Source organism: Pseudomonas protegens, from assembly GCF_003363755.1.
Classification (GTDB): domain Bacteria; phylum Pseudomonadota; class Gammaproteobacteria; order Pseudomonadales; family Pseudomonadaceae; genus Aquipseudomonas; species Aquipseudomonas danubii.
Genome location: NZ_CP031396.1, coordinates 3596157 through 3621578 on the forward strand (window position 1 = coordinate 3596157; position 25422 = coordinate 3621578).

Sequence of the window (25422 nt, forward strand, 5' to 3'; positions counted from 1 at the left end):
TACTGGCGTCGTGCCGGATAATTCTGGAAAATTCACCAAATCCGACAGAGAGGCTGAATCATGAGTGACAAGGATAAACAGCCGTTGGCTGCGTCGGCTCCCGCACCCACCGAGGTTGCCGAAACCGCCGATGCAGCGCTGCAGCATATCGTTGACGGCTTTTTGCATTTTCATCATGAAGTCTTCCCGCAGCAGGAAGAACTGTTCAAGAAACTCGCCACCGCCCAGCGGCCAAGGGCGATGTTCATTGCTTGCGCGGATTCGCGCATCGTTCCCGAACTCATTACCCAGAGCTCTCCCGGCGACCTGTTCGTGACCCGCAACGTGGGCAACGTGGTGCCGCCCTATGGGCAGATGAACGGGGGTGTTTCCACGGCGATCGAATACGCGGTGCTGGCCCTTGGGGTGCACCACATCATCGTCTGCGGGCACTCGGACTGCGGCGCCATGCGGGCGGTGCTCAATCCGCAAAGCCTGGAGAAAATGCCTACGGTCAAGGCCTGGCTGCGGCACGCCGAAGTGGCGCGGACCATGGTCCACGAGAACTGCGATTGCGCCGATGAGTCCTCCAGCATGCATGTGCTGACCGAGGAGAACGTCATCGCCCAGTTGCAGCATCTGCGCACCCACCCTTCGGTGGCTTCGCGCATGGCCAACGGCCAATTGTTCATCCATGGCTGGGTCTACGACATCGAGACCAGTTCGATCAAGGCCTACGACGCGGACAAGGGCTGTTTCCTGCCGCTCGATGGCACTCATCCGATCCCCGTGGCGACGCCCAAAGCGCGCTTCTAATCCCGCCTAAATACACCTGAGTGGTTGTAGCCAGGGCCGCCGTTTGGCGGTCCGGCTTTGCCACGCCTGAACAAAAGTCAGGAGAACTGTCATGCGTGCAGCACAGTTGAAAAGTGTCCTGCCACGGGAGCTGCTGGCTTCGGTGGTGGTGTTTCTGGTGGCCCTGCCCCTGTGCATGGGGATCGCCATTGCCTCGGGCCTGCCGCCAGCCAAGGGCCTGATCACCGGGATCATCGGCGGGCTGGTGGTGGGCTGGCTGGCGGGCTCGCCCTTGCAGGTCAGCGGTCCGGCTGCCGGGCTGGCGGTGCTGGTGTTCGAACTGGTGCGCCAGCACGGTGTGGCCATGCTCGGGCCGATCCTGCTGTTGGCCGGGCTGCTGCAATTGCTGGCCGGGCGTCTGCGCCTGGGGTGCTGGTTCCGGGTCACGGCGCCGGCGGTGGTCTACGGCATGCTGGCGGGCATAGGTGTGTTGATCGTGCTGTCCCAGGTGCATGTGATGCTTGATGCCGCGCCCCAGGCCTCGGGGCTGGCTAACCTTGTCGGCTTCCCTCAGGCGCTGGCCCAGGCCTTGCCGAGCCTGGGTTGGCAGGCGGGGTTGCTGGGGTTGTCGACCATCGCGCTGATGTGGGGGTGGGACAAGTGGCGGCCACAATCGCTGCGCTTCATTCCGGGGGCTTTGCTGGGGGTGGGCCTGGCGACCCTGGCCAGCCTGGTCCTGGCCCTGGAGGTGAAGCGGGTCGAGGTGCCGGCCAACCTGAGTGAGGCCATCGACTGGCTGCGCCCCGCCGACCTGCTCAATCTGGCGGACCCCAACCTGTTGATCGCGGCCTTCGCCGTGGCTTTCATTGCCAGCGCCGAGACCTTGCTGTCTGCCGCTGCGGTGGATCGCATGCACAGCGGCGTGCGTTCGGACTTCGACCGTGAACTGTCGGCCCAGGGCGTGGGCAATATGCTCTGCGGCCTGCTTGGGGCCTTGCCGATGACCGGGGTCATCGTGCGCAGTTCGGCCAACGTCCAGGCCGGGGCCCAGACCCGTTTCTCGACGATCTTCCATGGTCTGTGGCTGCTGGGTTTCGTGTTGCTGCTGTCCAGCGTGCTGCAGAGCATTCCGGTGGCGAGCCTGGCCGGGGTGCTGGTCTACACCGGCTTCAAGCTGGTGGACCTCAAGGTGTTTCGCGGCCTGGGGCGCTACGGGCGGATGCCGATGTTGACCTACGCGGTGACGGCCCTGGCGATTGTCTTCAGCGATCTGCTGACCGGTGTGCTGATAGGTTTTGCCCTGACGCTGGCCAAGCTGGCGTTCAAGGCCTCGCGCTTGAAGATCAGCCTGATCGACCTTCCAGCCGCTGGCGAGATGGAGCTGCGACTGATGGGGGCCGCGACCTTTCTCAAAGTGCCGGCCCTGACTCGGGTTCTGGCGAGCATTCCACCGGCGACAACGGTGCATGTGCCTCTCAACCACCTCAGTTACATCGATCACGCCTGCCTGGAGCTGCTGGAGGAATGGACCCGGGCCAATCAGGCCAAGGGTTCGCGGTTGATGATTGAGGCGCGGGGCTTGAAGCGACGCCTGGAAGGACGCTTGAGCAGTGGTGGTGGGATTGGAGTGGCGTCAGCAAGAAGTTGATGGCAGGGAATGGGCTGCCCCTTCGCCACAAGGCTCGTTGCGAGCCTTGCTGGCGAGGAGTGGGTTCAGGCGGCGGGCTGGTCGAGCTCTAGCTCCACGCCCAGCTGACGCGACAGGCAGGGCCAGCGCTTCCACGCGGCCTCGGTGTCCGGGCTATTGAGTGTGTCGCGGTAGGCTTCCACGGATTCCAGGGCGAAGCTTTCTTCGTTGAGCATGGCGTCGACCGCGTGGTGCACCGCTTCGTCCAGTTGGTTGGCGAAGGTTTCGCCGATCAGTTGGTGGGCGATGAGGTTGGCGACCGTCATGTCCAGGGGGATCAGTGGACGGCCGAAGTGCTTGATGTACAGGTCGTTGACTTCTTCCACCAGGCGTAGGGCCAGGTAGGCTTCGTCCAGCAGGCTGTCGAGGCCGACGTGGCCGTCCATGATGGCCGGCGGCTGGAGGAAGAATTGCTCGGCGATCTTCAGTACCGGCTTGATCTGCGATTCGATTCCGGCTTCACGGGCCACCGCATTGGCGGCGTCCAGCAGGTCCGGAACCTGGTCGATGTAGGCGCTGACGAAACGGGTCATGACGTCCTTGGCGTCGACTTCGGGCAGCTGGATGGCAGGGTGCAGGTGAGGCAGTTGCGTTTCCAACTGACGGGTCAGAAGGCCTGTGCTGGCTTCGTGTTGCCGGGCCAGTTGGATCTGCTCGCGCAATGCGGCGGTGTTCATGAAAACTCCAGGGACAAGGACATGAATAGGGAGCACATAAGTTAGCCTGCTTACGAAAATGCTTAAGACGCATTTGTCATAATTATTTCATGCTTAGACGGCGGGGTTATATCGCTCTGCCATCCCGGGCACTCGACCCCTTTTGTGCCGTGGCCTGCAAACCTGCTTTCCAGTGTTTCAGCTGATTTACGCCCTCGCGTTGCGAGGTCAGAGTCGCTGTCTATACTCGCCATTGTGTGAAGTTAGCTGATGACGCCCGACTGCAGATGCAGCGAGGCCCGGCCGGTTTAAGTTCGTAGTCTAGGCAGCCGCTCCCTTGCCGCAGGTGTTAAGCCGGCGGGATAACAAGAACGATAAGGGGAACCCGCAATGATGCGACATCCACATGTCTGGATGGGCCTCCTGTTGTTGTCGATATTCAGCCAGGCGCAAGCCGCCTGGACGGTGAATATGACGCCTGGGGCTACCGAGATAAGCCACGCGGTATTCGACCTGCACATGACCATCTTCTGGATCTGTGTGGTGATCGGCGTCATCGTCTTCGGCGCGATGTTCTGGTCAATGATCGTTCACCGTCGCTCCACGGGCCAGGTCCCGGCCCGGTTCCACGAAAGCACCACCGTGGAAATCCTCTGGACCATCATCCCCTTCCTGATCCTGGTGGCCATGGCCGTCCCGGCGACGGCGACCCTGATCAAGATGTACGACACCAGCGAGCCGGATGTGGACATCCAGATCACCGGCTACCAATGGAAGTGGCACTACAAATACCTCGGCCAGGATGTGGAGTTTTTCAGCAACCTGGCCACCCCCGCCGAGCAGATCCACAACAAGAGCGTCAAGGGCGAGCACTACCTGCTGGAAGTCGACCAGCCCCTGGTGCTGCCGGTGGGGGCCAAGGTGCGCTTCCTGGTGACCGCCGCCGACGTGATCCACTCCTGGTGGGTGCCGGCCTTTGCGGTCAAGCGTGACGCCATCCCGGGGTTCGTCAACGAAGCCTGGACCCGGGTCGACAAGCCCGGCATCTACCGTGGCCAGTGCGCCGAGCTGTGCGGCAAGGACCACGGCTTCATGCCGATCGTGGTCGAGGTCAAGAGCCAGGCCGACTACGACACCTGGATGGGCGAGCGCAAGGCCGAGGCCGCCAAGCTCAAGGAGCTGACCAGCAAGGAATGGACCCTCGATGAGCTGGTGGCCCGTGGCGATAAGGTCTACCACACCGCTTGCGTCGCCTGTCACCAGGCGGAAGGCCAGGGCCTGCCGCCGATGTTCCCGGCCCTCAAGGGCTCGAAGATCGCCACCGGGCCCAAGGGCGATCACTTGAATATCGTCCTTCACGGCAAACCGGGGACTGCCATGGCGGCCTTCGGCAAGCAGTTGTCGGAAGTCGACATCGCTGCGGTGGTGACCTACGAGCGCAACGCCTGGGGCAACAACAAGGGCGACATGGTCACGCCAAAAGAAGTGCTGGCGCTGAAACAGGCGGAAAGCAAATGAGCCGGCTTATTGGGTATTTCCGCAACCGCTCGGGGTGCAGTGTCCCTGAGCGTCCAGCCCACCCGTTTGCAGGAGACAGGGCATGAGTGCAGTGATCGATGACCACGGCCACGCCGGCCATGATGACCACGCCCATGGTCCCGCCAAGGGCCTGATGCGCTGGATACTGACCACCAACCACAAGGACATCGGCACCCTGTACCTGTGGTTCAGCTTCGCGATGTTCCTGCTGGGCGGCTCGTTCGCCATGGTGATCCGCGCCGAGCTGTTCCAGCCCGGGCTGCAGATCGTCGAGCCGGCGTTCTTCAACCAGATGACCACCATGCATGGCCTGGTGATGGTCTTCGGCGCGGTGATGCCGGCTTTCGTCGGCCTGGCCAACTGGATGATTCCGCTGATGATCGGCGCCCCGGACATGGCCCTGCCGCGGATGAACAACTTCAGCTTCTGGCTGTTGCCGGCGGCCTTCCTGATGCTGGTTTCGACGTTATTCATGCCCGGCGGCGGGCCCAACTTCGGCTGGACCTTCTACGCCCCGCTGTCCACCACCTACGCCCCGGAAAGCGTGACCTTCTTCATTTTCGCCATCCACCTGATGGGTATCAGTTCGATCATGGGGGCGATCAACGTGATCGCCACCATCCTCAACCTGCGTGCCCCGGGCATGACCCTGATGAAGATGCCGCTGTTCGTCTGGACCTGGCTGATCACTGCCTTTCTGCTGATCGCAGTGATGCCGGTGCTGGCCGGCTGCGTGACCATGATGCTGATGGACATCCACTTCGGCACCAGCTTCTTCAGTGCCGCCGGCGGCGGCGACCCGGTCTTGTTCCAGCACGTGTTCTGGTTCTTCGGCCATCCCGAGGTGTACATCATGATCCTGCCGGCCTTCGGCGCCGTCAGCTCGATCATCCCCACTTTCAGCCGCAAGCCGCTGTTCGGCTACACCTCGATGGTCTATGCCACCGGAGCCATTGCCTTCCTGTCGTTCATCGTCTGGGCGCACCACATGTTCGTGGTGGGCATCCCGCTGGTGGGCGAACTGTTCTTCATGTACGCCACCCTGCTGATTGCCGTGCCCACCGGGGTCAAGGTGTTCAACTGGGTGAGCACCATGTGGCAGGGCGCGCTGACGTTCGAGACGCCGATGCTGTTCGCCGTGGCCTTTGTCATTCTGTTCACCATTGGCGGCTTTTCCGGGTTGATGCTGGCCATCGCCCCGGCGGACTTCCAGTACCAGGACACCTACTTCGTGGTGGCGCACTTCCACTACGTGCTGGTGCCGGGGGCGATCTTCGGGATCTTCGCCTCGGCCTATTACTGGTTGCCCAAGTGGACCGGGTACATGTACGACGAAACCCTGGGCAAGCTGCACTTCTGGCTGTCCTTCGTCGGCATGAACCTGGCGTTCTTCCCTATGCACTTCGTGGGTCTGGCGGGCATGCCGCGGCGGATTCCGGACTACAACCTGCAGTTCGCCGACTTCAACATGGTGTCCTCTATCGGTGCCTTCACCTTCGGCGCGACGCAGATCTTCTTCCTGTTCATCGTCATCAAGTGCATTCGCGGTGGCAAACCGGCCCCGGCCAAGCCGTGGGAAGGGGCCGAAGGGCTGGAGTGGAGCATTCCATCGCCGGCGCCGTACCACACCTTCGTCACGCCACCGGAAGTGAAATGAACAGCTGTGTTGTAGGAGCGAGCTTGCTCGCGAAGGCGCCAGAAGGTGGTGCCCTGCTCGTCGGCAAGCCGGCTCATACAGGTTCGGGGGGACGTTGAGATGGCCGAGATCTCGCTGAAGAAGCTGGTGACCCGCCTGTTGCTGGTGGTGGCGGCGATGTTCGTTTTCGGTTTTGCCCTGGTGCCGATCTACGACGTGATGTGCAAGGCCTTGGGCATCAATGGCAAGACCGGCGGGCAGTACGCGGACCAGGGGCAGCAGATCGACGCTTCGCGCCAGGTGCGGGTGCAGTTCCTGTCCACCAATGCCATCGACATGGTCTGGGAGTTCTATCCCAAGTCCGATGACATCGTGGTCCATCCGGGGGCGGTGAACGAGATGGTCTTCATCGCCCGCAACCCCAGCGATCACCCGATGAGCGCCCAGGCCATCCCGAGCATCTCCCCCAGCAGCGCGGCCATGTATTTCCACAAGACCGAGTGCTTCTGCTTTACCCAGCAGGTGCTGCAGCCCGGGGAGAAGATCGAGATGCCGGTGCGTTTCATCGTTGACCGCGACATGCCCAAGGATGTGAAGCACCTGACGCTGGCTTACACGCTGTTCGATATCACCGCGCGTCATCCACCGGTGGCGGTTGCCGCCAAGACCGGTGGATAGACGATCTGGCGTGCCCGATAAGGAGAACAACCCATGGCGACTCATGAGCACTATTACGTTCCTGCCCAGAGCAAGTGGCCGATCATTGCGACGGTGGGCATGTTCGTCACCGTGTTCGGCCTGGCGACCTGGTTCAACGACCTCAAGGCGGCGCGCCCGGAATCCCATGGCCCGCTGATCTTTTTCGTCGGTAGCCTGCTGCTGGCCTACATGCTGTTCGGCTGGTTTGGCGCGGTGATCAAGGAAAGCCGCGCCGGCTTGTACAGTGCTCAGCTGGACCGCTCGTTCCGCTGGGGCATGAGCTGGTTCATCTTTTCCGAAGTGATGTTCTTCCTGGCCTTCTTCGGCGCGCTGTTCTATGTGCGACACCTGTCCGGGCCCTGGCTCGGCGGTGAGGGGAACAAGGGCATCGCCCATATGCTCTGGCCGAACTTCGAGTTCGTCTGGCCCCTGCTCAACAACCCCGATCCGAAACTCTTTCCATCGCCCACGGGCACCATCAGCCCCTGGGGCTTGCCGCTGCTCAACACTGTGCTGCTGGTCAGTTCCAGTGTCACCGTGACCATCGCCCACCATGCCCTGAAGAAAGGCCATCGTGGAGCGCTGAAGATCTGGCTGGCGCTGACCGTGCTGCTGGGGTGCGCCTTCCTCGGCTTCCAGGCCGAAGAGTACATCCACGCCTATCGCGAGCTGGGCCTGACTCTGGGCTCGGGGATCTACGGCGCCACCTTCTTCATGCTCACCGGTTTCCACGGCGCCCACGTGACCATCGGCACCTTGATCCTGTTCGTGATGCTGATGCGCATCATGCGTGGGCATTTCGACGCCGAACATCAGTTCGGCTTTGAAGCAGCCAGCTGGTACTGGCACTTCGTCGATGTGGTGTGGATCGGCCTGTTCGTTTTTGTCTACGTGCTCTGAGGGCCTGCTGCGCCCTACCAGGGCGCGTGGGACACCAGCTGGCCGCTGAAGAAACCCCAGGCGATCAAGCCCACGGTGATCGCGGCCAGGCATACCCGAATACTCAAGGCGGTCACCAGGCGTTTGGATTGGCTGTCGTCCTTGACCAGAAAGAACAGGCCGCTGAACAGGCTGATAACCGTGGCAATCAGCATCAGGACGATGGCTGCTTTGAGCATGGTGGGACTCCGGGGGAAACGCGATGTACAGCAGTATAGCGAGTGGATTTCTCAGCCTTGCGGGCCGGTCATGAAAGGCTTCCGGCCGGGAGTCGTGCCGACCCTGGTGGTGCTGTTGCTGCTGCCTGCGCTGGTTTCCCTGGGCTTCTGGCAACTGAGCCGTGGCGAGCAGAAGCGCCAATTGCTGACCAGCTACGCCGAGCGCCGCGCGGCCGAGCCGGTGTCGTTGTTCGAGTTGCTGGCGGTCGAGGACCCGGCCTTTCGCCGGGTGCGCCTGCACGGTCATTTCGATGCCGATCACAGCCTGCTCCTGGACAACCGCCTGCACGACGGCCAGGTCGGGGTCGAGCTGCTGCAACCCTTCCTCGATCAGGCCAGCGGGCGCTGGTTGCTGGTCAATCGTGGCTGGCTGCCCTGGCCCGATCGGCGCACGCCTGCGGCATTCAGCACCCCGGAACAGAGCCTGAGTCTGGATGCCTGGGTCTACGTTTCTCCGGGCGCGGCGTTCCAACTGCAGGCCGACCCGGCGGCTGCGCGCTGGCCACGATTGATCACCGCCGTGAACCCGGAGGCTCTCTGGGCCGAGCTTGGCCGCAGCGGCTTCAAGCATGAAGTGCGTCAGGAGTCCGGTGCTGGCGCCTACCTGACGGCTTGGCCGGTGGTGGCCATGGGGCCGGAAAAACACCTGGGCTATGCCGTGCAGTGGTTCGCCATGGCCCTGGCCCTGCTGCTCCTCTATCTCTATTTCGGCTGGCACAACGCACGGGAGAACCGCCATGGGAACGGCCATGAATCCACCCAACATCTCTGACGCCCAGGTGCCCAACCGGCGCCGCGGCCGTTGGCAACTGATCCTGATCCTGCTGATGGTGATCGGTCCGATGATCCTCGCCACCGGCATGTACAAGCTGCAGTTCTGGGTGCCGGAAAGCCGCAGCTATCACGGTGAACTGATCGGCAATGGCCAGACCCGGGCGCAGATCGGCGTGCAGTCCGAGGAGGATCGCTGGCAGATCCTGGTCACGGCCCCCAAGGCGTGTGATGCCGATTGCCAGCAACTGGTGTACCTGGCGCGGCAGATCCAGGTGGCCCTGGGCCGTGATGCTTCGCGGGCCAGCCATGCCCTGGCCAGCGCCCAGCCGCTGAGCGCCGAATACCAAGCCAGGCTGCAGCGCGAGTACCCGCAGTTGCAACGCTACCCCCTGGACCTGGCGACCTATGCCAAAGGCGTCAACGACAAGGACGCGCCGCAGCTGTGGATCGTCGATCCCCACAGCAATCTGGTGTTGCGCTACGACGCTCGGGTCAAGGGCAAGGACCTGCTCAACGACCTGCGGCACCTGCTGAAACTGTCGAACATCGGATAAGGGCATCGTCATGGCCAAACCTGGATTTCGCCTCGCGTTGTTTGCCACTTTGCTGGCTCTGATCGTGGTGCTGCTGGGCGCCTACACCCGGCTGACCCACGCGGGCCTGGGCTGCCCGGACTGGCCCGGCTGCTACGGGTTTATCAGCGTGCCGAACAGCGAAGCCCAACTGGCCCATGCCGAACTGCATTTTCCCGACACCCCGGTGGAAGCCCACAAGGGCTGGAACGAGATGATCCACCGCTATTTCGCCGGCACCCTGGGGCTGTTGATCGTGCTGCTGGCGGCCCGGGCCTGGACCCATCGCCGGCATCCCGGGCAGCCCCTGAAGCTGCCGCTGTTCCTGATGGTGGTGGTGTTTGCCCAGGCGGCCTTCGGCATGTGGACGGTCACCCTCAAGCTCTGGCCGCAAGTGGTCACCGCGCACCTGCTGGGGGGCTTCGCCACCTTGAGCCTGCTGTTCCTGCTGACCTTGCGCCTGTCCGGCGTGCTGCCGGCGCTGATTGTGCCGCGACGCCTGCAGTACTGGGCAACGGCCGGGCTGGTGCTGGTGGTCGGGCAGATCGCCCTGGGCGGCTGGGTCAGCTCCAACTACGCCGCCGTGGCCTGCATCGACCTGCCCACCTGCCATGGCCAGTGGTGGCCGAACATGGATTTTGCCAACGGCTTTCATCTGACCCAGCACATCGGCCCCAACTACCTGGGCGGACAATTGGACAGCGACGCCCGCACCGCCATCCACATGACCCACCGGGTCGGCGCGGTGCTGGTGACCCTGGTGTTGCTGGGGCTGGCCTGGCAGTTGCGGCAAACCGGCATGACCCGTCTGGCCGGGCTGGTGCTGGTGGCGCTGGCGGCGCAGGTCAGCCTGGGCATCAGCAACGTGCTGTTCCATTTGCCGCTGCCGGTGGCGGTGGCGCATAACGCCGGGGGCGCGGCGCTGCTGCTGACCCTGGTGCTGGTCAACTATCACGCCCGTACCAGCCTGGTGCAGGCCCGGGATCGCCTGCCCCTGGGCTGGCGTCTGAGCCCGCGCAAACAGATGGCGGGTCCCATCACCATCAAAGGAGAGATGCCATGGCGACTCTGATCAGCGAACGTCAGCATCCCCAGGCCATCTGGCGCGATTACCTGGAACTGACCAAACCCAAGGTGGTGGTGCTGATGCTGATCACCTCCCTGGTGGGCATGTTCCTCGCCACCCGCGCGGGGGTGCCGTGGACGGTGCTGGTGTTCGGCAACCTGGGCATTGCTCTGTGTGCGGGTGGCGCGGCGGCGGTGAACCATGTGGTGGACCGGCGCATCGACGCGCTGATGGCCCGGACCCACAAACGGCCCCTGGCCCAAGGCCGGGTTTCACCCCGGGCGGCCTTGGCGTTCGCCCTGTGCCTCGCGTTGGCCGGGCAAGCGCTGCTGCTGGCGTTCACCAATCCGCTCACGGCCTGGCTGACCCTGGCGTCCCTGCTGGGCTACGCGGTGGTCTACACCGGCTTTCTGAAACGCGCGACGCCGCAGAACATCGTGATCGGCGGGCTGGCCGGTGCGGCGCCGCCGCTGCTGGGCTGGGTTGCTGCTACCGGGCACTTGAGCGCCGAGCCGCTGCTGCTGGTGCTGATCATTTTCGCCTGGACCCCGCCGCACTTCTGGGCCCTGGCCATCCATCGCAAGGAGGAATACGCCAAGGCCGATATCCCGATGCTGCCGGTGACCCACGGTGAGCACTACACCAAGGTGCACATCCTGCTCTATACCTTTGCCCTGCTGGCGGTCAGCCTGCTGCCCTATGCCATCCACATGAGCGGCGTGCTGTACCTGGTGTGCGCTTTGCTTCTGGGCGGGCGCTTCCTGCAATGGGCCTGGGTGCTGTACCGTGGCACTCGGCCGCACGCGGCGATCAACACCTTCAAGTACTCTATTTACTACTTGTTCCTGCTGTTCATCGCCCTGCTCGTAGACCACTACCTATTGTTGAACCTATGACTCGAACTCAGAAAACCGTCTTTATTCTCGTTGCGCTGGTGGCCCTGATCCTGGGGCTGACCGTCAACAAAGTACTGTCCGGCAAGGGTCAGGGCGATCCCACCGCATTGATCGACGCCGGCATCATCCTCCTGCCCCAGAGCCGTACCCTGCCTGCGGTGAAGATGCTCGACCAGGACGGCCAGCCCGTGGTGATCGATGAGTTGAAGGGCAAGTGGTCGCTGCTGTTCTTCGGCTATACCTTCTGCCCGGACATCTGCCCCACCACCCTGGCCCAACTGCGGCAGATCAAGAGTGAGCTGCCCAAGGAGGCGGTGGACAAGCTGCAGGTGATCCTGGTCAGCGTCGACCCCAACCGCGATACGCCGCAACAGCTCAAGCAGTACCTGGGCTATTTCGACAAGGACTTCAAGGGCCTGACCGCCGCCTCGGTGGAAGACCTGCAGAAGCTGGCCAACGCGGTGAGCATTCCCTTCATTCCGGCGGACACCAGCAAGCCCAATTACACCGTGGACCACAGCGGCAACCTCGCGGTGATCGGTCCGGACGGTCACCAGCGTGGCTTTATCCGCGCACCGTTGAACAACCAGAAGCTGGTGGCCCAGTTGCCGGTGATGTTGCAGCGCCAATAACGCGGCATGCTTGAACCGCTGAACCGCTGCCGCAGGCTGCGATCGGCCTCGAAGAGGACGCGTGCTTGAGGCCCTCGGAAGGCGCTTCGCGCCTTATCGCAGCCTTCGGCAGCGGCTACAAACAAAACGGGGCGCCCAAGGCGCCCCGTTTGTATTTCTGCAACCGATCAGAACGCTGGCAGCACGGCGCCTTTGTACTTCTCGAGAATGAATTGCTTCACTTCTGGGCTGTGCAGGGCGGCGACCAGTTTCTTCATGGCGTCCGAGTCCTTGTCGTCAGGACGGGCGACCAGGATGTTCACGTAAGGCGAATCCTTGCCTTCGATCACCAGGGCATCCTTGGAAGGGTCCAGCTTGGCCTGCAGGGCGTAGTTGGTGTTGATCAGGGCCAGGTCGACCTGAGTCAGCACGCGGGGGATGGTGGCGGCTTCCAGTTCGCGGAACTTCAGGTCCTTGGAGTTCTCGGTGATGTCCTTGATGGTGGCCAGGATGTTGTTGGAATCCTTGAGCTTGATCAGGCCGGCCTTGTCCAGCAGCAACAGGGCGCGACCGCCGTTGGTGGCGTCGTTGGGGATCACCACGGTGGCGCCGCCTGGCAGTTCGGAGAGTTGCTTGTATTTGCTGGAGTAGGCGCCCAGGGGTTCCAGGTGCACGCCGGCCACGCTCACCAGCTTGGTGCCCTTGGCCTTGTTGAACTCATCCAGGTATGGCTGGTGCTGGAAGAAGTTGGCGTCCAGGCGTTTTTCGGCCACTTGCACGTTGGGCTGCACGTAGTCGGTGAAGACCTTGACCTTCAGGTCCACGCCTTCTTTGGCCAGGGCCGGTTTGACGAATTCCAGGATCTCGGCGTGGGGCACCGGTGTGGCGGCCACGGTCAGGGTTTCGGCGGCGTGCGCGGAGAACGCGGCAACGGCTGCGAAAGCGACGAGTAGTTTTTTCATCGAACAAGCTCCTTGTAAGTCGCCCGACCCCGGGCGCCTGCCGGCCGGGGCCGGCGATTGCAATTATTTGCGGGAAAAGTGCACCACCAGCTTATCGCCAACGGTTTGCAGAACCTGAACCAACACAATCAGCATTACCACGGTCACCACCATCACATCGTCCTGGAAACGCTGGTAACCATAACGAATGGCCAGGTCACCGAGGCCGCCTGCACCCACGACACCGGCCATGGCGGTGTAGCCGACCAGGGCGATGGCGGTGACCGTGATCGCCGCGATGATACCGGGGCAGGCCTCGGGCAGCAGGGCGTTCATGATGATCTGCCGGGTCGTGGCGCCCATGGCCTGGGTGGCCTCGATAATGCCGCGATCCACTTCACGCAGAGCGGTTTCCACCAGGCGCGCGAAGAAGGTGGAAGCGCCCACCACCAGCGGAGGGATGGCGCCCGCCACACCCAGGGAGGTGCCCGTGATGAGGATAGTGGTCGGAATCATCACAATCAGCAGGATGATGAACGGCAGCGAGCGGATGGCGTTGACCACAAAGCCCAGGATCGAATAGACATTTTTCTGTTCCAGCAACTGCCTTGGGCTGCACAGGAACAGCAAGACCCCCAGCGGCAGGCCCACCAGTACGGTGAATACCAGGGACGTGCTGAGCATGACCATGGTGTCGCTGGTTGCCACTCCGATATCGGCCCAGTCAACGTTGTCGAAGTAATGCAGTAAGCCGCTCATTAGCGCAGCACCTCCATGTGGACATCCGCCGCGGTGAAGCGGGCGAAGGCCGCTTCCATGTCACCGCCGGTGATGGCCAGGGTCAGTTGCCCGTAAGGGGTGTCTTTGATGCGGTCGATGCGTCCGGCGAGGATGCTGTAGTCGACCCCGGTCTCCCGGGCCACAGTGCCCAGCAGCGGTGCGTAGGTGGAATCGCCCTGGAAAGTCAGGCGCACGATACGCCCCGGTACGTGGGCGAAGTCGTCGCGTTGCTCGTTCTCGTCGATCTGCTCGTCTTCCTGGACGAAGCGTTTGGTGGTCGGGTGCTTGGGGTGCAGGAACACCTCGGCCACCGAGCCCTGTTCGACGATCTGGCCGGCGTCCATGACCGCCACCTGGTCACAGACGCGACGGATCACGTCCATTTCGTGGGTGATCAGAACGATGGTCAGGTTCAGCTCGCGATTGATCTCGGCCAGCAGTTGCAGGACCGAGGCCGTGGTCTGCGGATCGAGGGCGCTGGTGGCTTCGTCGCACAGCAGGATCTTTGGCTTGGTGGCCAGGGCACGGGCGATGCCGACGCGCTGTTTCTGGCCGCCGGACAGTTGTGCCGGGTATTTCTTGGCGTGGTCGGACAGGCCGACCCGCTCCAGCAACTCAGCCACACGGCGTTCGATGTCGCTGCGCGACAGCTCGCCGGCCAGGGTCAGGGGCAAGGCGACGTTGTCAGCCACAGTCTTGGAGGACAGCAGATTGAAGTGCTGGAAGATCATCCCGACCTGTTGGCGGAAGCGGCGCAGGCCGTTGGCGTCCAGCGCGGTGACTTCTTCACCGTCGACGATGATCGTGCCGCCGCTGGGGTTTTCCAGGCGGTTGATCAGGCGCAGCAGCGTGCTTTTGCCCGCGCCGGAATGACCGATCAGGCCGAACACCTGACCATTCTCGACCCGAAGACTGGTCGGGTGCAGGGCGGGAATATCCTTACCGGCGACCCGGTAGGTTTTATGGACGTTTTGAAACTCGATCACGTAGCGAACCTTGTGGGGCGCGTTAGAAAAGGATCAGCGGTTAGCCGGGCGCGCATTTTAGCCTGTCCGTATAGAGGTTCTTAGCATTTATTTCGCAATCATCCTGCCATTTGGCAATAACGCGATCAAAGGTCATAAAAAAGGAACGCTCGCAGTTTCTCGTCAGTCACTACTTAAACCACTCGAGAAGCCCCAGGTGCCGTGCCTGCGGGCCTGTGTTCACGAAGCCCCGGCGTGCCAGGGACTTCGCCAACGAGGAGTTTTTGTCTGATGAGTACGAAAAAACCCAATGCCCCGAAAAGCCAGATGGCCGGGACCGATACCCTGGACCGGGGCAACAGCAACACCAAGTTGCAGAGCCTGGAGCCGTTCCGCTCCGACGCCACGGGCCAGGCCCTGCGGACCAATCAGGGGGTGAAGGTCGCTGACAACCAGAACAGCCTCAAGGCGGGCGCTCGTGGTCCTTCGCTGCTGGAAGACTTCATCATGCGGGAGAAGATCACCCACTTCGACCATGAGCGGATTCCCGAGCGCATCGTCCACGCCCGGGGTGTTGGCGCCCATGGTTACTTCCAGAGCTACGACAATCATTCGGCGCTGACCAAGGCCGGTTTCCTGCGCGATCCGCAGAAGAAGACCCCGGTGTTCGTGCGCTTTTCCACGGTCCAGGGACCAAGAGGTTCCGGCGATACCGTGCGTGATGTCCGGGGATTTGCAGTGAAATTCTTCACCGACGAGGGCAACTTCGACCTGGTGGGCAACAACATGCCGGTGTTCCTCATCCAGGACGCGATCAAGTTCCCCGACTTCGTGCATGCGGTGAAACCCGAACCCCACAATGAGATCCCCACCGGCGGCTCGGCCCACGACACCTTCTGGGACTTCGTCTCCCTGCAGCCGGAATCGGCGCACATGGTGATCTGGGCCATGTCCGATCGGGCCATTCCGAAAAGCCTGCGCAGCATGCAGGGCTTTGGCGTGCACACCTTTCGTTTGATCAACGCCGAGGGGCGCGCAAGCTTCGTCAAGTTTCACTGGCGGCCGACGGTGGGCACCTGTTCCCTGGTCTGGGACGAGGCGCAGAAGCTCGCCGGCAAGGACACCGACTTCCATCGCCGTGACCTGTGGGACTCCATCGAAGCCGGGGATTACCCGGAGTGGGAGTTCGGCGTGCAGATCATCGCCGAAGAAGACGAACACAATTTCGACTTCGACATTCTCGACCCCACCAAGCTGATCCCCGAGGAACTGGTGCCCATCACGCCCCTGGGCAAGATGGTGCTCAACCGCAACCCCGACAATTATTTTGCCGAAACCGAGCAGGTCGCCTTCTGCCCGGGGCACATCGTGCCGGGGATCGATTTCTCCAACGACCCGTTGCTGCAAGGGCGGCTGTTTTCCTACACCGATACGCAGATCAGTCGCCTGGGTGGGCCGAACTTTCATGAGCTGCCCATCAACCGACCGCTGACCCCTTTGCACAATGGTCAGCGCGACGCCATGCACCGCAGCACCATCGACAAGGGGCGGGCTGCCTACGAGCCGAACTCCATTGATGGTGGCTGGCCGAAAGAAACCCCGCCGGCGGCCCAGGATGGTGGTTTCGAGAGTTATAACGAGCGCATCGATGCTCACAAGATCCGCCAGCGCAGCGAGTCGTTCGGCGATCATTTCTCCCAGGCACGGCTGTTCTTCAACAGCATGAGCAAGCACGAGCAGGAACACATCATCGCGGCCTACAGCTTCGAGCTGGGCAAGGTCGAGCGGCAGTGGATCCGTGAGCGGCAGGTAAACGAAATTCTCGCCAACATCGATCTGCACCTGGCCGCTCGTGTGGCCGAGAACCTGGGCCTGGCGGCGCCGAAGAAGGCCACTGTGGCTGAGCGCAAGACGTCGCTGACACGCTCGCCGGCCCTGAGCCAGGCGAACCTGCTGCCGGGTCATATCAAAACGCGGAAAGTGGCGATTCTTGCGGCCAACGGCGTTGATGGTGCAGCGATTGACGCGTTGAAGAAGGCTCTCAAGGCCGAAGGGGCGCACGCTAAGCTGTTGGGGCCGACCTCGGCACCGGTCACCACCGCGGACGGCAAGCGTTTGCCGGTGGATGCTTCCATGGAGGGCCTGCCGTCAGTGGCGTTCGACGCGGTGTTCGTGCCGGGCGGCGCGCAGTCGATCAAGACCCTGAGCGGCAATGGTGTGGCGCTGCATTACCTGTTGGAGGCCTACAAACATCTCAAGGCCATCGCCTTGCACGGCGAAGCCCGGGAGCTGCTGGCGGTGCTCAAGCTGGAAGCGGACAAGGGCTTGATCGTTGGAGGAGATGCCAAGGCATTCAAAGCGTTCTTTGCCGCCATTGGGCAGCATCGGGTCTGGGATCGAGAGGAAAAGGCCAAGGCAATCCCGGCCTGAACAAACTTTCGCCGACCAGCCCGCTCCCGGTAGGAGCCGGCTTGCCGGCGAAGGCTTTACTGCGCCTTGCGCGGGCTCAAGACCATCTGCGCCGGTACGTGGCGCACGATCTGCCGGCTGATCTTCTGTTCAAAGTCGGGGTCGAGCTTCTTCACCCGCTTGCCGAGCAAGGTCGACAGCCAGGGATAATCCTCGGTGCGCGGCACCTGGATGCTCACGTCGCACTGATAATTCACCACATCGGTGGCCAGCGCATCGAGCTGATGACGCAGCTTGCGGATATCGGTGACGTTCAAGGCGATGGTGGTGCTCTGGGCCGCAGGATCGATCAGCTTGGCCGCTGGGCGCGCTTCGGCAGCCTTCAGGGCGGCTTCGGCCTGGTCCAGCTCGGCCTTGCGTGCATGGGCAATGGCGTTGTTGACACCACCGGTCAGCGCCGGCGCCTTGGGCATCAGCGCCCGAGCCCGACTCAGGGCTGTGGCCGCGGCATTCACATCGCCCTTTTGCAGGACGATCTGGCTGCGCTGCAGATAGGCTTCGGCAATCTGCCGCTGGTATTGCACCAACTGTGGGTCGTCAGGCGTTTGTGCCTGCAGCGCACTGAGTTGGTCTTCAGCGGTGGCCAGCTCACTGCTGGCAATGTTTTGTTCCAGCTGTGCGATGGCCGAGGCCCGCGCATCGGGGACCTGGGTGGTCGCCGGTGGCGTGCTTTGGCAGGCCCCCAGCAGCAGGGAGAATGCGACAAGGAGCAGATAACGGGAGGCGAACGGCTTCATTCCTGCGACTCTCTAATTGCGCAAAAAGCGAGCAAGTCTACACCCCTCGACGGGGCAGAACAAAACTCAGCAGAAATAATGCGGCGGCCGTGACCACGATCGACGGCCCGGCCGGGGTGTCCTTGAACCAGGACAGCGCCAGCCCGCCGCACACCGCGAGCATGCCCAGCAGGCTTGCGCCCAGGGCCATCTGCTCCGGCGAACGGGCGTGACGCTGTGCCGCAGCGGCCGGGATGATCAGCAACGAGGTAATCAGCAATACCCCGACAATCTTCATCGCCACCGCAATCACCACGGCAATCAACAGCATCAGCGCCAGGCGCAGCGAAGCCACGGGCAGGCCTTCGACCTTGGCCAACTCCTCGTGCACGGTGATTGCCAGCAGGGGCCGCCACAGTGCCACCAGCAGCAACAGCACCGCTGCGCTGCCGCCGAGAATCCACGCCAGATCGCCCGGGCTGATCGCCAGCAGGTCACCGAACAGGTAGGCCATCAGGTCGATTCGCACTTCATGCATGAAGCTTAGTACCACCAGGCCCAGGGACAGGGTGCTGGGAGCAAGAATCCCCAGCAGCGTGTCGGATGCCAGAGGCTGGCGTTGTTGCAGGGTCACCAGCAGCACCGCCAGCAACAGGCAACCTACGGTGACGGCCACGGCGGGGCTGACATCCAGCAGGAAACCCAGGGCGACTCCCAGGAGCGCAGCATGGGACAGGGTGTCGCCAAAGTAGGCCATGCGCCGCCAGACCACGAAGGACCCCAAGGGGCCGGCAACCACCGCCAGGGCCAAACCTGCGAGCAGGGCGTAGAGCAGAAAATCAGCCATGCTTGCAGTTTTCTCCGTGGACATGGGGGTGGCCCGAGGCGGGCTGGGTGACCACCGAGCCATGCAGGTCATGGGCGTGATCGTGATGGTGGTGGTAGATCGCCAGGCTTGGCGCGTTCTTGCCAAACAGCTCGACGAAGGCGGGATCGCCGCTGACCTGTTCGGGGTGGCCCGAGCAGCAGACGTGGCGGTTCAGGCAGACCACCTGGTCGGTTGTGCTCATTACCAGATGCAAGTCATGGGAGACCATCAGCACGCCGCAGCCATGCCGGTCCCGCAGGCGAGTGATCAGGCTGTAGAGCTCGGCCTGGCCGGCGACGTCAACGCCTTGTACCGGCTCGTCGAGTACCAGCAGTTCAGGCTCGCGCAGCAATGCCCGGGCCAGCAGCACGCGCTGCATTTCGCCGCCGGAAATGCTTTGCACCGGGCTGTCGATCACCTGCTCGGCGCCGACTTCCTTGAGGGCTGCCAAGGCTCGGCTGCGATCCACGCCCGGCACCAGGCGCAGAAAGCGCAGCACCGACAGGGGCAGGGTCGGGTCGACATGGAGCTTTTGCGGCATGTAGCCGACCCGCAGCTTGGGCTTGCGCCAGACGCTGCCGCTGTCGGGCTTGAGCAGGCCCAGTACGGCGCGCACCAAGGTGGTCTTGCCGGCGCCGTTGGGGCCGATCAGGGTCACGATCTGCCCGGGCTCGACGCTGAGCTCGATGTTGTCCAGGACGTTCTGCCCGGCAAAGGTCACCCCGACCTGCTCGAGGCGGATCAACGCAGTGCTCATCAAGCCCCCTGGCAGCCCGAGCAGAGTCCGACCACTTCGACGGTCTGGCCCTCGACCACGAAGCCGACGTCGCGGGCGCTGGTGATGATGGCGTCGCTGATGGATTTCTGTTCGAGCTCGATGGCGGCGTGGCATTCGCGACAGATCAGGAACTGGCCCTGGTGCGCGTGTTCCGGGTGGTTGCAGCCGACGAAGGCGTTAAGCGAGGCGATGCGGTGTACCAGGCCGTTTTCCAGGAGGAAATCCAGGGCCCGGTAAACCGTTGGCGGGGCGGCGCGACGACCGTCCTGCTCGCTGAGTACGGCGAGAATGTCGTAAGCCCCCAGGGGCTTGTGGCTTTGCCACACCAACTCCAGTACCCGCCGACGCAGGGCGGTCAGGCGCAGGCCTTGCCGTGCGCACAGGGCGTCGGCCTCAGACAGTGCGCTGTGTACGCAGTGAGAGTGGTCGTGTGGACGGCTGGCAAGGGGTGTTTTAGGCATGAGCGGCGACGAGGTTTGTGAGAGACGTTATTATGTTACCCGTTCTCGCCTCTTCGAGTGTCCATCGTGCCCACACTTTTTCGCCTTTTTGTCGCTTTTACCTTCAGCTTGTTCGCGATCGGCTCGGCCCAGGCCGAAGTCCGGGTACTCACCAGCATCAAGCCGCTGCAACTGATCGCGGCGGCGGTGCAGGACGGCGTTGCGGTTCCTGAGGTGCTGCTGCCGCCGGGTGCGTCGCCGCACAACTATGCGCTGCGTCCGTCGGACGTACGCAAGGTGCAGAGTGTGGACCTGCTGTACTGGATCGGCCCGGACATGGAGGGTTTTCTGCCGCGGGTCCTTAAGGGACGCACCCTGCCCTCGGTGGCGGTGCAGGATCTGCCGGGCATGAAGCTTCGCCATTTCGCCGAAGATAGCCACTCGCATGCCGAAGAAGCCGACGAACACGATCACGATCATCGCCCGGGAACCCTGGATGCCCACCTGTGGCTGTCGCCGATAAATGCCCGGGTGATCGCGGCGCGCATCGCTGCGGACTTGAGTGCTGCCGACCCGGCCAACGCTGCCCGTTACCAGAGCAATCTGAAAGCATTCAATGAGCGTCTGGATGCCCTGGATACCCGTTTGAAGGCTCGTCTGGCGGGGATCGCCGGCAAGCCCTACTTCGTGTTCCATGAGGCATTCGATTACTTCGAGGACGCTTATGGCCTCAAGCACGCCGGGGTGTTCAGCGTTGCTGCGGAAGTGCAGCCGGGTGCGCAGCACGTGGCGGCCATGCGCGCGCGTTTGCAGCAGGTGGGCAAGACCTGTGTGTTCAGCGAGCCGCCTCTGCGTCCGCGGTTGGCGGAAACCCTGGTGGCCGGGCTGCCGGTGAAACTGGCGGAGCTGGATGCGCTGGGTGGTTATACGCCCGCAACCGCTCAGGGCTATGAGCAGGTGCTGGAGAAATTGGGGAACGATCTGGCGGGCTGTCTGGAGCAGCTTTAAGCAGAGATTGTTGTGGGACGACTTTCGCGGGCCAGCCCGCTCCTACAGAGTGCACCTGTAGGAGCGGGCTGGCCCGCGAAGCGTTTTACAGGGCGAACGGCAGCGTGAGGCTGACCTGTTGCCGCTGTGCCAGACGCTGCTGGAACTCCATTGGATCGTGAATCAGTACGTCCTGCCCGGCGAAACTCTCGGCGGCAATCAGTCGTGACAGCCAGAAGCGCACGCAGGCTACCCGCAGCATGGTCGGCCAGAGTTCGGCCTCGGCCGCAGTGAATGGTCGTAGCGCCGCATAGGCGCCCAACAGCGCCCGGGCCCGTGGTCCGTCGATCACGCCTTCGGCGTCGGAGCACCAGTCGTTCAAGGCAATGGCCACGTCGTAGAGCATCGGCCCCGAGCAAGCGTTGTAGAAATCGATCAGGCCGGTCAGGTGGGTGCCTTCGAACATCGCGTTGTCGCGAAACAGATCGGCGTGGATGTTGGCCCGAGGCAAGGCAAGGATCCCGGTCTTCTGTTCGGTGATTTCATCCAGCGCCCGCTGCAGCAGGTCTTGAGCGGGAGTATCGAGATGCGACAACAGCTGGGTGCCCTCCTCCTGCATCCAGTCCAGGCCACGATCGGTCTTGCGTTTGATCATGTTGTCCTTGGTCGCCACGTGCAGATGCCCGAGCAACTCACCCACCTGGGCACAGTGCTGGGCGTTGGCTTCCTTGATGTGCTTGCCTGCCAGGCGCGGTTGCAGCAACGCCGGTTTGCCAGCCAATTCCCGCAGGGCCACGCCGTCTGTGGTGCGCAGCGCATAAGGCACCGGCAGGTCGGCCTGGTGCAGCACGTCCAGCAGTTCGATGAAGAACGGCATTTCCTGGACCGGGCCGCGCTCCACCAGGGTCAGGACGAACTCGCCCTGCTCCAGGCTGATGAAGAAGTTGGTGTTTTCGCTACCAGCGGCGATCCCCTGGAAGTCAAGCAGGCGGCCGAGCCCATAAGGGGCGAGAAAGGTTTCCAGCTCGGGCCGAGCCAGGGGGGTGAACACAGACATGGTTAAAAACTGCCAGTACGGGCGCCGCTATCGAGCCAGCGCCAATGAGTTGAAGTCGGAGTGGTTTACCACTCAAAGATTTTCCACGAAGGGATCAGCATATCCGGCTGATCCGAACGGATGAAGTTGCCGTCGGAGCCATCGGCGCGCACCAGGAAGTAGGGTTTACCGCCCTTGGGCGTGACTTTGATGGCGTACAGAAAGCCATTTTGCCGGTATTCCTGGATGGTCTTGTCGCCTTCCGTGCGAATGGTCACTTCCGGGTCCGCTGACGGCGCATCTTCTGCGGCGATCACGGCCATTGGAGCGATTGCAATCAAGCCGGCCAGCAGCAAGCGATTTAGTGTGCGCATGATAACCTTGTCCCTTTGTCGTCAACGGTCCCGCTATTCTAGCGCCGGACCCGCCGAAAAGGTTGATCCTGCTCATGAGCCAAGCCCCCCTCGTCCTGGTGGACGGTTCTTCATATCTGTACCGCGCGTTTCACGCGTTGCCACCTCTGACCACCTCCAAAGGCCTGCCTACCGGCGCGGTCAAGGGCGTGCTGAACATGCTCAAGAGCCTGCGCAAGCAGTATCCGGACAGCCCGTTCGCGGTGGTCTTCGATGCCAAGGGCGGGACCTTCCGCGATGACATGTACGCCCAATACAAGGCCAACCGCCCGAGCATGCCCGATGACATGCGGGTGCAGATCGAGCCGCTGCACGCCAGCGTGATCGCCCTGGGCTTCCCGCTGCTGTGCGTGGAAGGGGTCGAGGCCGATGACGTGATCGGCACCCTGGCCCGCAGCAGCGCGGCGGCGGATCGCCCGGTGGTGATTTCCACCGGTGACAAAGACATGGCCCAGTTGGTCGACGGGCACATTACCTTGGTCAACACCATGTCCGGTAGCAGCATGGATGTGGAAGGCGTGAAGGAGAAATTCGGCGTCGCTCCCGAGCAGATCATCGATTACCTGGCGCTGATGGGCGATTCTTCCGACAACATTCCGGGCGTACCGGGTATTGGTCCGAAGACGGCTTCCGGTTTGCTGGTCGGGGTCAATGGTGGCCTGAAGGAGCTCTACGAGCAGCTTGATATCGTGCCGACCCTGCCGATTCGCGGCGCCAAGACCTTGCCGGCCAAGCTGGAAGAGCACAAGGAGATGGCCTTTCTCTCCTATCAGTTGGCGACCATCAAGGTAGACGTGGCCCTGGATGTGGGGCTGGATGACCTGCACTTGCGCGAGCCCGACCGCGAGAAACTGGCGGAGCTCTACAGCCTGCTGGAATTCAAGAGCTGGCTCGATGATTTGCAGCGAGACGCCAAGCGCGTCGAGCTCAGCTCTGCCGAGGCGCCTGAGGCGGTGGCAGAGCAACCGGCAGCGGCGGAGCAGGCGCCACTTGAGTTGCAGTACGAAACCATCCTCGACCAGGAGCGTTTTGCGGTCTGGCTGGAGAAGCTGAAAAACGCCAAGCTGATTGCGTTCGATACCGAGACCACCGGTATCGATGCACAACAGGCGCAACTGGTGGGGCTGTCCTTCTCGGTCAAGGCCGGGGAAGCGGCCTACGTTCCGTTGACCCACTCCTATATGGGCGTTCCGGAGCAGCTGGATCGCGACACTGTGCTGCTGGCTTTGAAGCCGTTGCTGGAAGATCCCAAGCTGCTCAAGGTCGGTCAGCACGCCAAGTTCGACATGAACATCCTGGCCAATTGCGCCATAGGTGGCGATCAGGCCAATGGCATCACTGTGCGCGGCATTGCCTTCGACACCATGCTCGAATCCTACGTGCTCAACTCCACCGCCACTCGCCATGACATGGACAGCCTGGCGCAGAAGTACCTGGACCACAGCACCGTGAGCTTCCAGGACATCGCCGGCAAGGGCGCCAAACAGCTGACTTTCGATCAGATCCCCCTTGAGCAGGCGGGGCCGTATGCTGCTGAAGATGCCGATGTGACCTTGCGTCTGCACCAGGTGCTGTTCGAGAAGCTGACAGCCATTCCGAGCCTGGCCAGCGTATTGACCGATATCGAGATGCCGCTGGTGCCGGTCCTGGCGCGTATCGAGCGTCAGGGCGCTCTGGTGGACGACAAGCTGCTGGGGCTTCAGAGCATCGAGCTGGGGGACAAGATGGTTGCCCTTGAGCGCGAGGCTTTCGAGATCGCGGGTGAGGAGTTCAACCTGGGCTCGCCCAAGCAACTGGGGACGATTCTCTACGACAAGCTCGGCCTGCCGGTGCTGAAAAAGACCGCCAAGGGCCAGCCTTCTACGGCTGAAGAGGTGTTGGCCAAGCTCGCCGAAGACGACTATCCGCTGCCTCGGGTGTTGATGCAGTACCGCTCCATGAGCAAGCTGAAAAGCACCTACACCGATCGCCTGCCCGAGCAGATCAACCCGCGCACGGGGCGTATCCACACCTCCTATCATCAGGCTGTGGCGTCTACCGGGCGTCTGTCCTCCAGTGATCCGAACCTGCAGAACATCCCGGTGCGCACCGCGGAAGGTCGGCGTATTCGCCAGGCCTTTATCGCCCCGGCCGGCTACAAGCTGCTGGCGGCGGACTATTCGCAGATCGAGTTGCGGATCATGGCGCACTTGTCCCGGGACGAAGGCCTGCTCAATGCCTTCCGCAACAACCTGGATGTGCACACCGCTACGGCTGCCGAAGTGTTCAAGGTGGAGCTCAAGGACGTTACGTCCGATCAGCGTCGCAGTGCCAAGGCCATCAACTTTGGTCTGATCTATGGCATGGGCGCGCAGAAGCTGGGCAAGGATATCGGCGTCGATACCAAGCAGGCCAAGGCCTACATCGATACCTATTTCGCCCGCTATCCGGGGGTTCGCGAGTATATGGACCGTACCCGTGCCCAGGCGGCGGACCAAGGGTATGTGGAGACCATCTTCGGTCGCCGGCTGTACCTGCCGGAGATCAACTCCAACAAGCCGCAGGAGCGTGCCGGGGCCGAGCGCACCGCGATCAACGCGCCGATGCAGGGCACGGCGGCGGATATCATCAAGAAGGCCATGGTGGCGGTGGACAACTGGCTGGAGTCCTCGGGGCTGGATGCCCGGGTCATTCTGCAAGTACACGACGAACTGGTACTGGAGGTGCGTGAGGACCTGGTGGATCAAGTACGTGATGAGATTCGCGGCTACATGAGCGGTGCCGCAACTCTGGATGTGCCGTTATTGGTTGAAGTCGGCGTGGGAAATAACTGGGATGAGGCCCACTAAGGGCTCTTTTAAGCGGTTTTTGCCGCGGCATAGTGTCGCGGTAAAAGCTGGCCAGGGGCTATTAGCACGGAAAATTTCATCGTTTATTGCCAATAGTTTTTGCAATCCGCCGGAACTAAATCGGTGAAAGCTCA

General features: G+C 62.5%; 25 protein-coding genes. 14 read left to right on the forward strand and 11 right to left on the reverse strand.

Annotation, left to right across the window (positions count from 1 at the left end; all coding sequences use genetic code 11):
* Positions 1 to 60 precede the first annotated feature (60 nt).
* Positions 61 to 795 carry a carbonic anhydrase gene (locus DWF74_RS16280; RefSeq protein ID WP_102862473.1) on the forward strand — a complete coding sequence of 245 codons (735 nt, stop codon included), beginning with the start codon at positions 61 to 63 and terminating at the stop codon, positions 793 to 795.
* A gap of 91 nt (positions 796 to 886) precedes the next feature.
* Positions 887 to 2422, forward strand: a complete 1536-nt coding sequence (locus tag DWF74_RS16285; RefSeq protein ID WP_110652528.1) for a SulP family inorganic anion transporter — start codon at positions 887 to 889, stop codon at positions 2420 to 2422.
* Positions 2423 to 2487: 65 nt separating this feature from the next.
* Here the strand turns inward: DWF74_RS16285 and DWF74_RS16290 are convergent, their stop codons facing one another.
* Positions 2488 to 3138 carry a hypothetical protein gene (locus tag DWF74_RS16290; RefSeq protein WP_102862475.1) on the reverse strand — a complete coding sequence of 217 codons (651 nt, stop codon included), beginning with the start codon at positions 3136 to 3138 and terminating at the stop codon, positions 2488 to 2490.
* 369 nt (positions 3139 to 3507) lie between these two features.
* On the opposite strand from DWF74_RS16290, the gene coxB reads away from it, so the two are divergent.
* The 4 genes from coxB to DWF74_RS16310 all read left to right on the forward strand — a co-directional run bounded on the left by coxB (position 3508) and on the right by DWF74_RS16310 (position 7891).
* Positions 3508 to 4635, forward strand: coding sequence for a cytochrome c oxidase subunit II (gene coxB / locus DWF74_RS16295; protein ID WP_102862476.1), 1128 nt, complete (start codon positions 3508 to 3510; stop codon positions 4633 to 4635).
* A gap of 82 nt (positions 4636 to 4717) precedes the next feature.
* A complete protein-coding gene (gene ctaD, locus DWF74_RS16300; RefSeq protein WP_115581304.1) occupies positions 4718 to 6313 on the forward strand; it encodes a cytochrome c oxidase subunit I in 1596 nt (531 codons plus the stop codon).
* A gap of 99 nt (positions 6314 to 6412) precedes the next feature.
* A complete protein-coding gene (locus DWF74_RS16305) occupies positions 6413 to 6970 on the forward strand; it encodes a cytochrome c oxidase assembly protein (RefSeq protein ID WP_102862478.1) in 558 nt (185 codons plus the stop codon).
* 33 nt (positions 6971 to 7003) lie between these two features.
* Positions 7004 to 7891, forward strand: coding sequence for a cytochrome c oxidase subunit 3 (locus DWF74_RS16310; protein WP_102862479.1), 888 nt, complete (start codon positions 7004 to 7006; stop codon positions 7889 to 7891).
* Positions 7892 to 7905: 14 nt separating this feature from the next.
* Here the strand turns inward: DWF74_RS16310 and DWF74_RS16315 are convergent, their stop codons facing one another.
* Positions 7906 to 8109, reverse strand: coding sequence for a twin transmembrane helix small protein (locus DWF74_RS16315; RefSeq protein ID WP_016967712.1), 204 nt, complete (start codon positions 8107 to 8109; stop codon positions 7906 to 7908).
* A gap of 70 nt (positions 8110 to 8179) precedes the next feature.
* On the opposite strand from DWF74_RS16315, the gene DWF74_RS16320 reads away from it, so the two are divergent.
* The 5 genes from DWF74_RS16320 to DWF74_RS16340 are packed head-to-tail and all read left to right on the forward strand — an operon-like array spanning position 8180 to position 12088.
* Positions 8180 to 8920 (forward strand): SURF1 family protein, encoded by a 741-nt coding sequence (locus DWF74_RS16320; RefSeq protein WP_102862480.1) that lies wholly within the window; start codon positions 8180 to 8182, stop codon positions 8918 to 8920.
* Positions 8886 to 9476 carry a hypothetical protein gene (locus tag DWF74_RS16325; protein WP_102862539.1) on the forward strand — a complete coding sequence of 197 codons (591 nt, stop codon included), beginning with the start codon at positions 8886 to 8888 and terminating at the stop codon, positions 9474 to 9476. Before DWF74_RS16320 ends, DWF74_RS16325 begins: the two co-directional genes overlap by 35 nt.
* Before the next feature lie 10 nt (positions 9477 to 9486).
* On the forward strand, positions 9487 to 10566 hold the full coding sequence (locus DWF74_RS16330; protein ID WP_115581305.1) for a COX15/CtaA family protein: 1080 nt from the start codon (positions 9487 to 9489) through the stop codon (positions 10564 to 10566).
* Complete coding sequence (gene cyoE, locus DWF74_RS16335) at positions 10554 to 11456, forward strand: heme o synthase (RefSeq protein ID WP_102862482.1); 903 nt, start codon at positions 10554 to 10556, stop codon at positions 11454 to 11456. Before DWF74_RS16330 ends, cyoE begins: the two co-directional genes overlap by 13 nt.
* Positions 11453 to 12088 (forward strand): SCO family protein, encoded by a 636-nt coding sequence (locus DWF74_RS16340; protein WP_102862483.1) that lies wholly within the window; start codon positions 11453 to 11455, stop codon positions 12086 to 12088. The genes cyoE and DWF74_RS16340 overlap by 4 nt, the downstream gene beginning before the upstream one ends.
* Before the next feature lie 167 nt (positions 12089 to 12255).
* Here the strand turns inward: DWF74_RS16340 and DWF74_RS16345 are convergent, their stop codons facing one another.
* The 3 genes from DWF74_RS16345 to DWF74_RS16355 all read right to left on the reverse strand — a co-directional run bounded on the left by DWF74_RS16345 (position 12256) and on the right by DWF74_RS16355 (position 14774).
* The gene (locus DWF74_RS16345) at positions 12256 to 13029 is read right to left on the reverse strand and encodes a MetQ/NlpA family ABC transporter substrate-binding protein (protein ID WP_102862484.1); all 774 of its coding nucleotides are present in this window, start codon (positions 13027 to 13029) and stop codon (positions 12256 to 12258) included.
* Positions 13030 to 13092: 63 nt separating this feature from the next.
* Positions 13093 to 13767 (reverse strand): methionine ABC transporter permease, encoded by a 675-nt coding sequence (locus tag DWF74_RS16350; protein WP_102862485.1) that lies wholly within the window; start codon positions 13765 to 13767, stop codon positions 13093 to 13095.
* Positions 13767 to 14774, reverse strand: coding sequence for a methionine ABC transporter ATP-binding protein (locus DWF74_RS16355; protein ID WP_102862486.1), 1008 nt, complete (start codon positions 14772 to 14774; stop codon positions 13767 to 13769). The genes DWF74_RS16350 and DWF74_RS16355 overlap by 1 nt, the downstream gene beginning before the upstream one ends.
* A gap of 270 nt (positions 14775 to 15044) precedes the next feature.
* On the opposite strand from DWF74_RS16355, the gene katE reads away from it, so the two are divergent.
* Positions 15045 to 17183: a catalase HPII gene (gene katE, locus DWF74_RS16360; RefSeq protein WP_115581306.1), complete on the forward strand. Its 2139-nt coding sequence runs from the start codon at positions 15045 to 15047 to the stop codon at positions 17181 to 17183.
* 56 nt (positions 17184 to 17239) lie between these two features.
* Here katE and DWF74_RS16365 read toward each other — a convergent pair whose 3' ends face one another.
* Genes DWF74_RS16365 through zur form a run of 4 tightly spaced genes read right to left on the reverse strand, consistent with a single transcriptional unit; the run spans position 17240 to position 20045 of the window.
* A complete protein-coding gene (locus tag DWF74_RS16365; RefSeq protein ID WP_102881442.1) occupies positions 17240 to 17959 on the reverse strand; it encodes a PA5502 family lipoprotein in 720 nt (239 codons plus the stop codon).
* 37 nt (positions 17960 to 17996) lie between these two features.
* The gene (znuB, locus tag DWF74_RS16370; RefSeq protein WP_102862489.1) at positions 17997 to 18785 is read right to left on the reverse strand and encodes a zinc ABC transporter permease subunit ZnuB; all 789 of its coding nucleotides are present in this window, start codon (positions 18783 to 18785) and stop codon (positions 17997 to 17999) included.
* A complete protein-coding gene (znuC, locus tag DWF74_RS16375; RefSeq protein ID WP_102862490.1) occupies positions 18778 to 19563 on the reverse strand; it encodes a zinc ABC transporter ATP-binding protein ZnuC in 786 nt (261 codons plus the stop codon). Before znuC ends, znuB begins: the two co-directional genes overlap by 8 nt.
* Positions 19563 to 20045, reverse strand: a complete 483-nt coding sequence (gene zur / locus DWF74_RS16380; RefSeq protein ID WP_060836879.1) for a zinc uptake transcriptional repressor Zur — start codon at positions 20043 to 20045, stop codon at positions 19563 to 19565. The genes znuC and zur overlap by 1 nt, the downstream gene beginning before the upstream one ends.
* Positions 20046 to 20102: 57 nt before the next feature.
* On the opposite strand from zur, the gene DWF74_RS16385 reads away from it, so the two are divergent.
* The gene (locus tag DWF74_RS16385; protein ID WP_102862491.1) at positions 20103 to 21032 is read left to right on the forward strand and encodes a zinc ABC transporter substrate-binding protein ZnuA; all 930 of its coding nucleotides are present in this window, start codon (positions 20103 to 20105) and stop codon (positions 21030 to 21032) included.
* A gap of 85 nt (positions 21033 to 21117) precedes the next feature.
* On the opposite strand, the gene DWF74_RS16390 is transcribed toward DWF74_RS16385, so the two are convergent.
* A complete protein-coding gene (locus tag DWF74_RS16390; protein ID WP_115581307.1) occupies positions 21118 to 22068 on the reverse strand; it encodes a homoserine kinase in 951 nt (316 codons plus the stop codon).
* A 65-nt stretch (positions 22069 to 22133) separates the two neighbouring features.
* Entirely contained in the window at positions 22134 to 22421 is a 288-nt protein-coding gene (locus DWF74_RS16395; protein ID WP_102862493.1) for a DUF2782 domain-containing protein, read from the reverse strand.
* Positions 22422 to 22495: 74 nt separating this feature from the next.
* On the opposite strand from DWF74_RS16395, the gene polA reads away from it, so the two are divergent.
* Entirely contained in the window at positions 22496 to 25288 is a 2793-nt protein-coding gene (gene polA / locus DWF74_RS16400; protein WP_102862494.1) for a DNA polymerase I, read from the forward strand.
* Positions 25289 to 25422: the final 134 nt, after the last annotated feature.

What these genes read in the sequence shown, in the direction of transcription:
- DWF74_RS16320 (WP_102862480.1), top strand. Translation starts at nt 8,180, where the DNA reads ATGAAAGGCTTCCGGCCGGGAGTCGTGCCGACCCTGGTGGTGCTGTTG.
- DWF74_RS16325 (WP_102862539.1), top strand. Translation starts at nt 8,886, where the DNA reads ATGGGAACGGCCATGAATCCACCCAACATCTCTGACGCCCAGGTGCCC.
- ctaD (WP_115581304.1), top strand. Translation starts at nt 4,718, where the DNA reads ATGAGTGCAGTGATCGATGACCACGGCCACGCCGGCCATGATGACCAC.
- DWF74_RS16365 (WP_102881442.1), bottom strand. Translation starts at nt 17,959, where the DNA reads ATGAAGCCGTTCGCCTCCCGTTATCTGCTCCTTGTCGCATTCTCCCTG.
- cyoE (WP_102862482.1), top strand. Translation starts at nt 10,554, where the DNA reads ATGGCGACTCTGATCAGCGAACGTCAGCATCCCCAGGCCATCTGGCGC.
- coxB (WP_102862476.1), top strand. Translation starts at nt 3,508, where the DNA reads ATGATGCGACATCCACATGTCTGGATGGGCCTCCTGTTGTTGTCGATA.
- DWF74_RS16330 (WP_115581305.1), top strand. Translation starts at nt 9,487, where the DNA reads ATGGCCAAACCTGGATTTCGCCTCGCGTTGTTTGCCACTTTGCTGGCT.
- DWF74_RS16280 (WP_102862473.1), top strand. Translation starts at nt 61, where the DNA reads ATGAGTGACAAGGATAAACAGCCGTTGGCTGCGTCGGCTCCCGCACCC.
- DWF74_RS16390 (WP_115581307.1), bottom strand. Translation starts at nt 22,068, where the DNA reads ATGTCTGTGTTCACCCCCCTGGCTCGGCCCGAGCTGGAAACCTTTCTC.
- DWF74_RS16305 (WP_102862478.1), top strand. Translation starts at nt 6,413, where the DNA reads ATGGCCGAGATCTCGCTGAAGAAGCTGGTGACCCGCCTGTTGCTGGTG.
- DWF74_RS16315 (WP_016967712.1), bottom strand. Translation starts at nt 8,109, where the DNA reads ATGCTCAAAGCAGCCATCGTCCTGATGCTGATTGCCACGGTTATCAGC.
- znuB (WP_102862489.1), bottom strand. Translation starts at nt 18,785, where the DNA reads ATGGCTGATTTTCTGCTCTACGCCCTGCTCGCAGGTTTGGCCCTGGCG.
- DWF74_RS16350 (WP_102862485.1), bottom strand. Translation starts at nt 13,767, where the DNA reads ATGAGCGGCTTACTGCATTACTTCGACAACGTTGACTGGGCCGATATC.
- DWF74_RS16345 (WP_102862484.1), bottom strand. Translation starts at nt 13,029, where the DNA reads ATGAAAAAACTACTCGTCGCTTTCGCAGCCGTTGCCGCGTTCTCCGCG.
- znuC (WP_102862490.1), bottom strand. Translation starts at nt 19,563, where the DNA reads ATGAGCACTGCGTTGATCCGCCTCGAGCAGGTCGGGGTGACCTTTGCC.
- polA (WP_102862494.1), top strand. Translation starts at nt 22,496, where the DNA reads ATGAGCCAAGCCCCCCTCGTCCTGGTGGACGGTTCTTCATATCTGTAC.
- katE (WP_115581306.1), top strand. Translation starts at nt 15,045, where the DNA reads ATGAGTACGAAAAAACCCAATGCCCCGAAAAGCCAGATGGCCGGGACC.
- DWF74_RS16340 (WP_102862483.1), top strand. Translation starts at nt 11,453, where the DNA reads ATGACTCGAACTCAGAAAACCGTCTTTATTCTCGTTGCGCTGGTGGCC.
- DWF74_RS16290 (WP_102862475.1), bottom strand. Translation starts at nt 3,138, where the DNA reads ATGAACACCGCCGCATTGCGCGAGCAGATCCAACTGGCCCGGCAACAC.
- DWF74_RS16285 (WP_110652528.1), top strand. Translation starts at nt 887, where the DNA reads ATGCGTGCAGCACAGTTGAAAAGTGTCCTGCCACGGGAGCTGCTGGCT.
- DWF74_RS16395 (WP_102862493.1), bottom strand. Translation starts at nt 22,421, where the DNA reads ATGCGCACACTAAATCGCTTGCTGCTGGCCGGCTTGATTGCAATCGCT.
- DWF74_RS16310 (WP_102862479.1), top strand. Translation starts at nt 7,004, where the DNA reads ATGGCGACTCATGAGCACTATTACGTTCCTGCCCAGAGCAAGTGGCCG.
- zur (WP_060836879.1), bottom strand. Translation starts at nt 20,045, where the DNA reads ATGCCTAAAACACCCCTTGCCAGCCGTCCACACGACCACTCTCACTGC.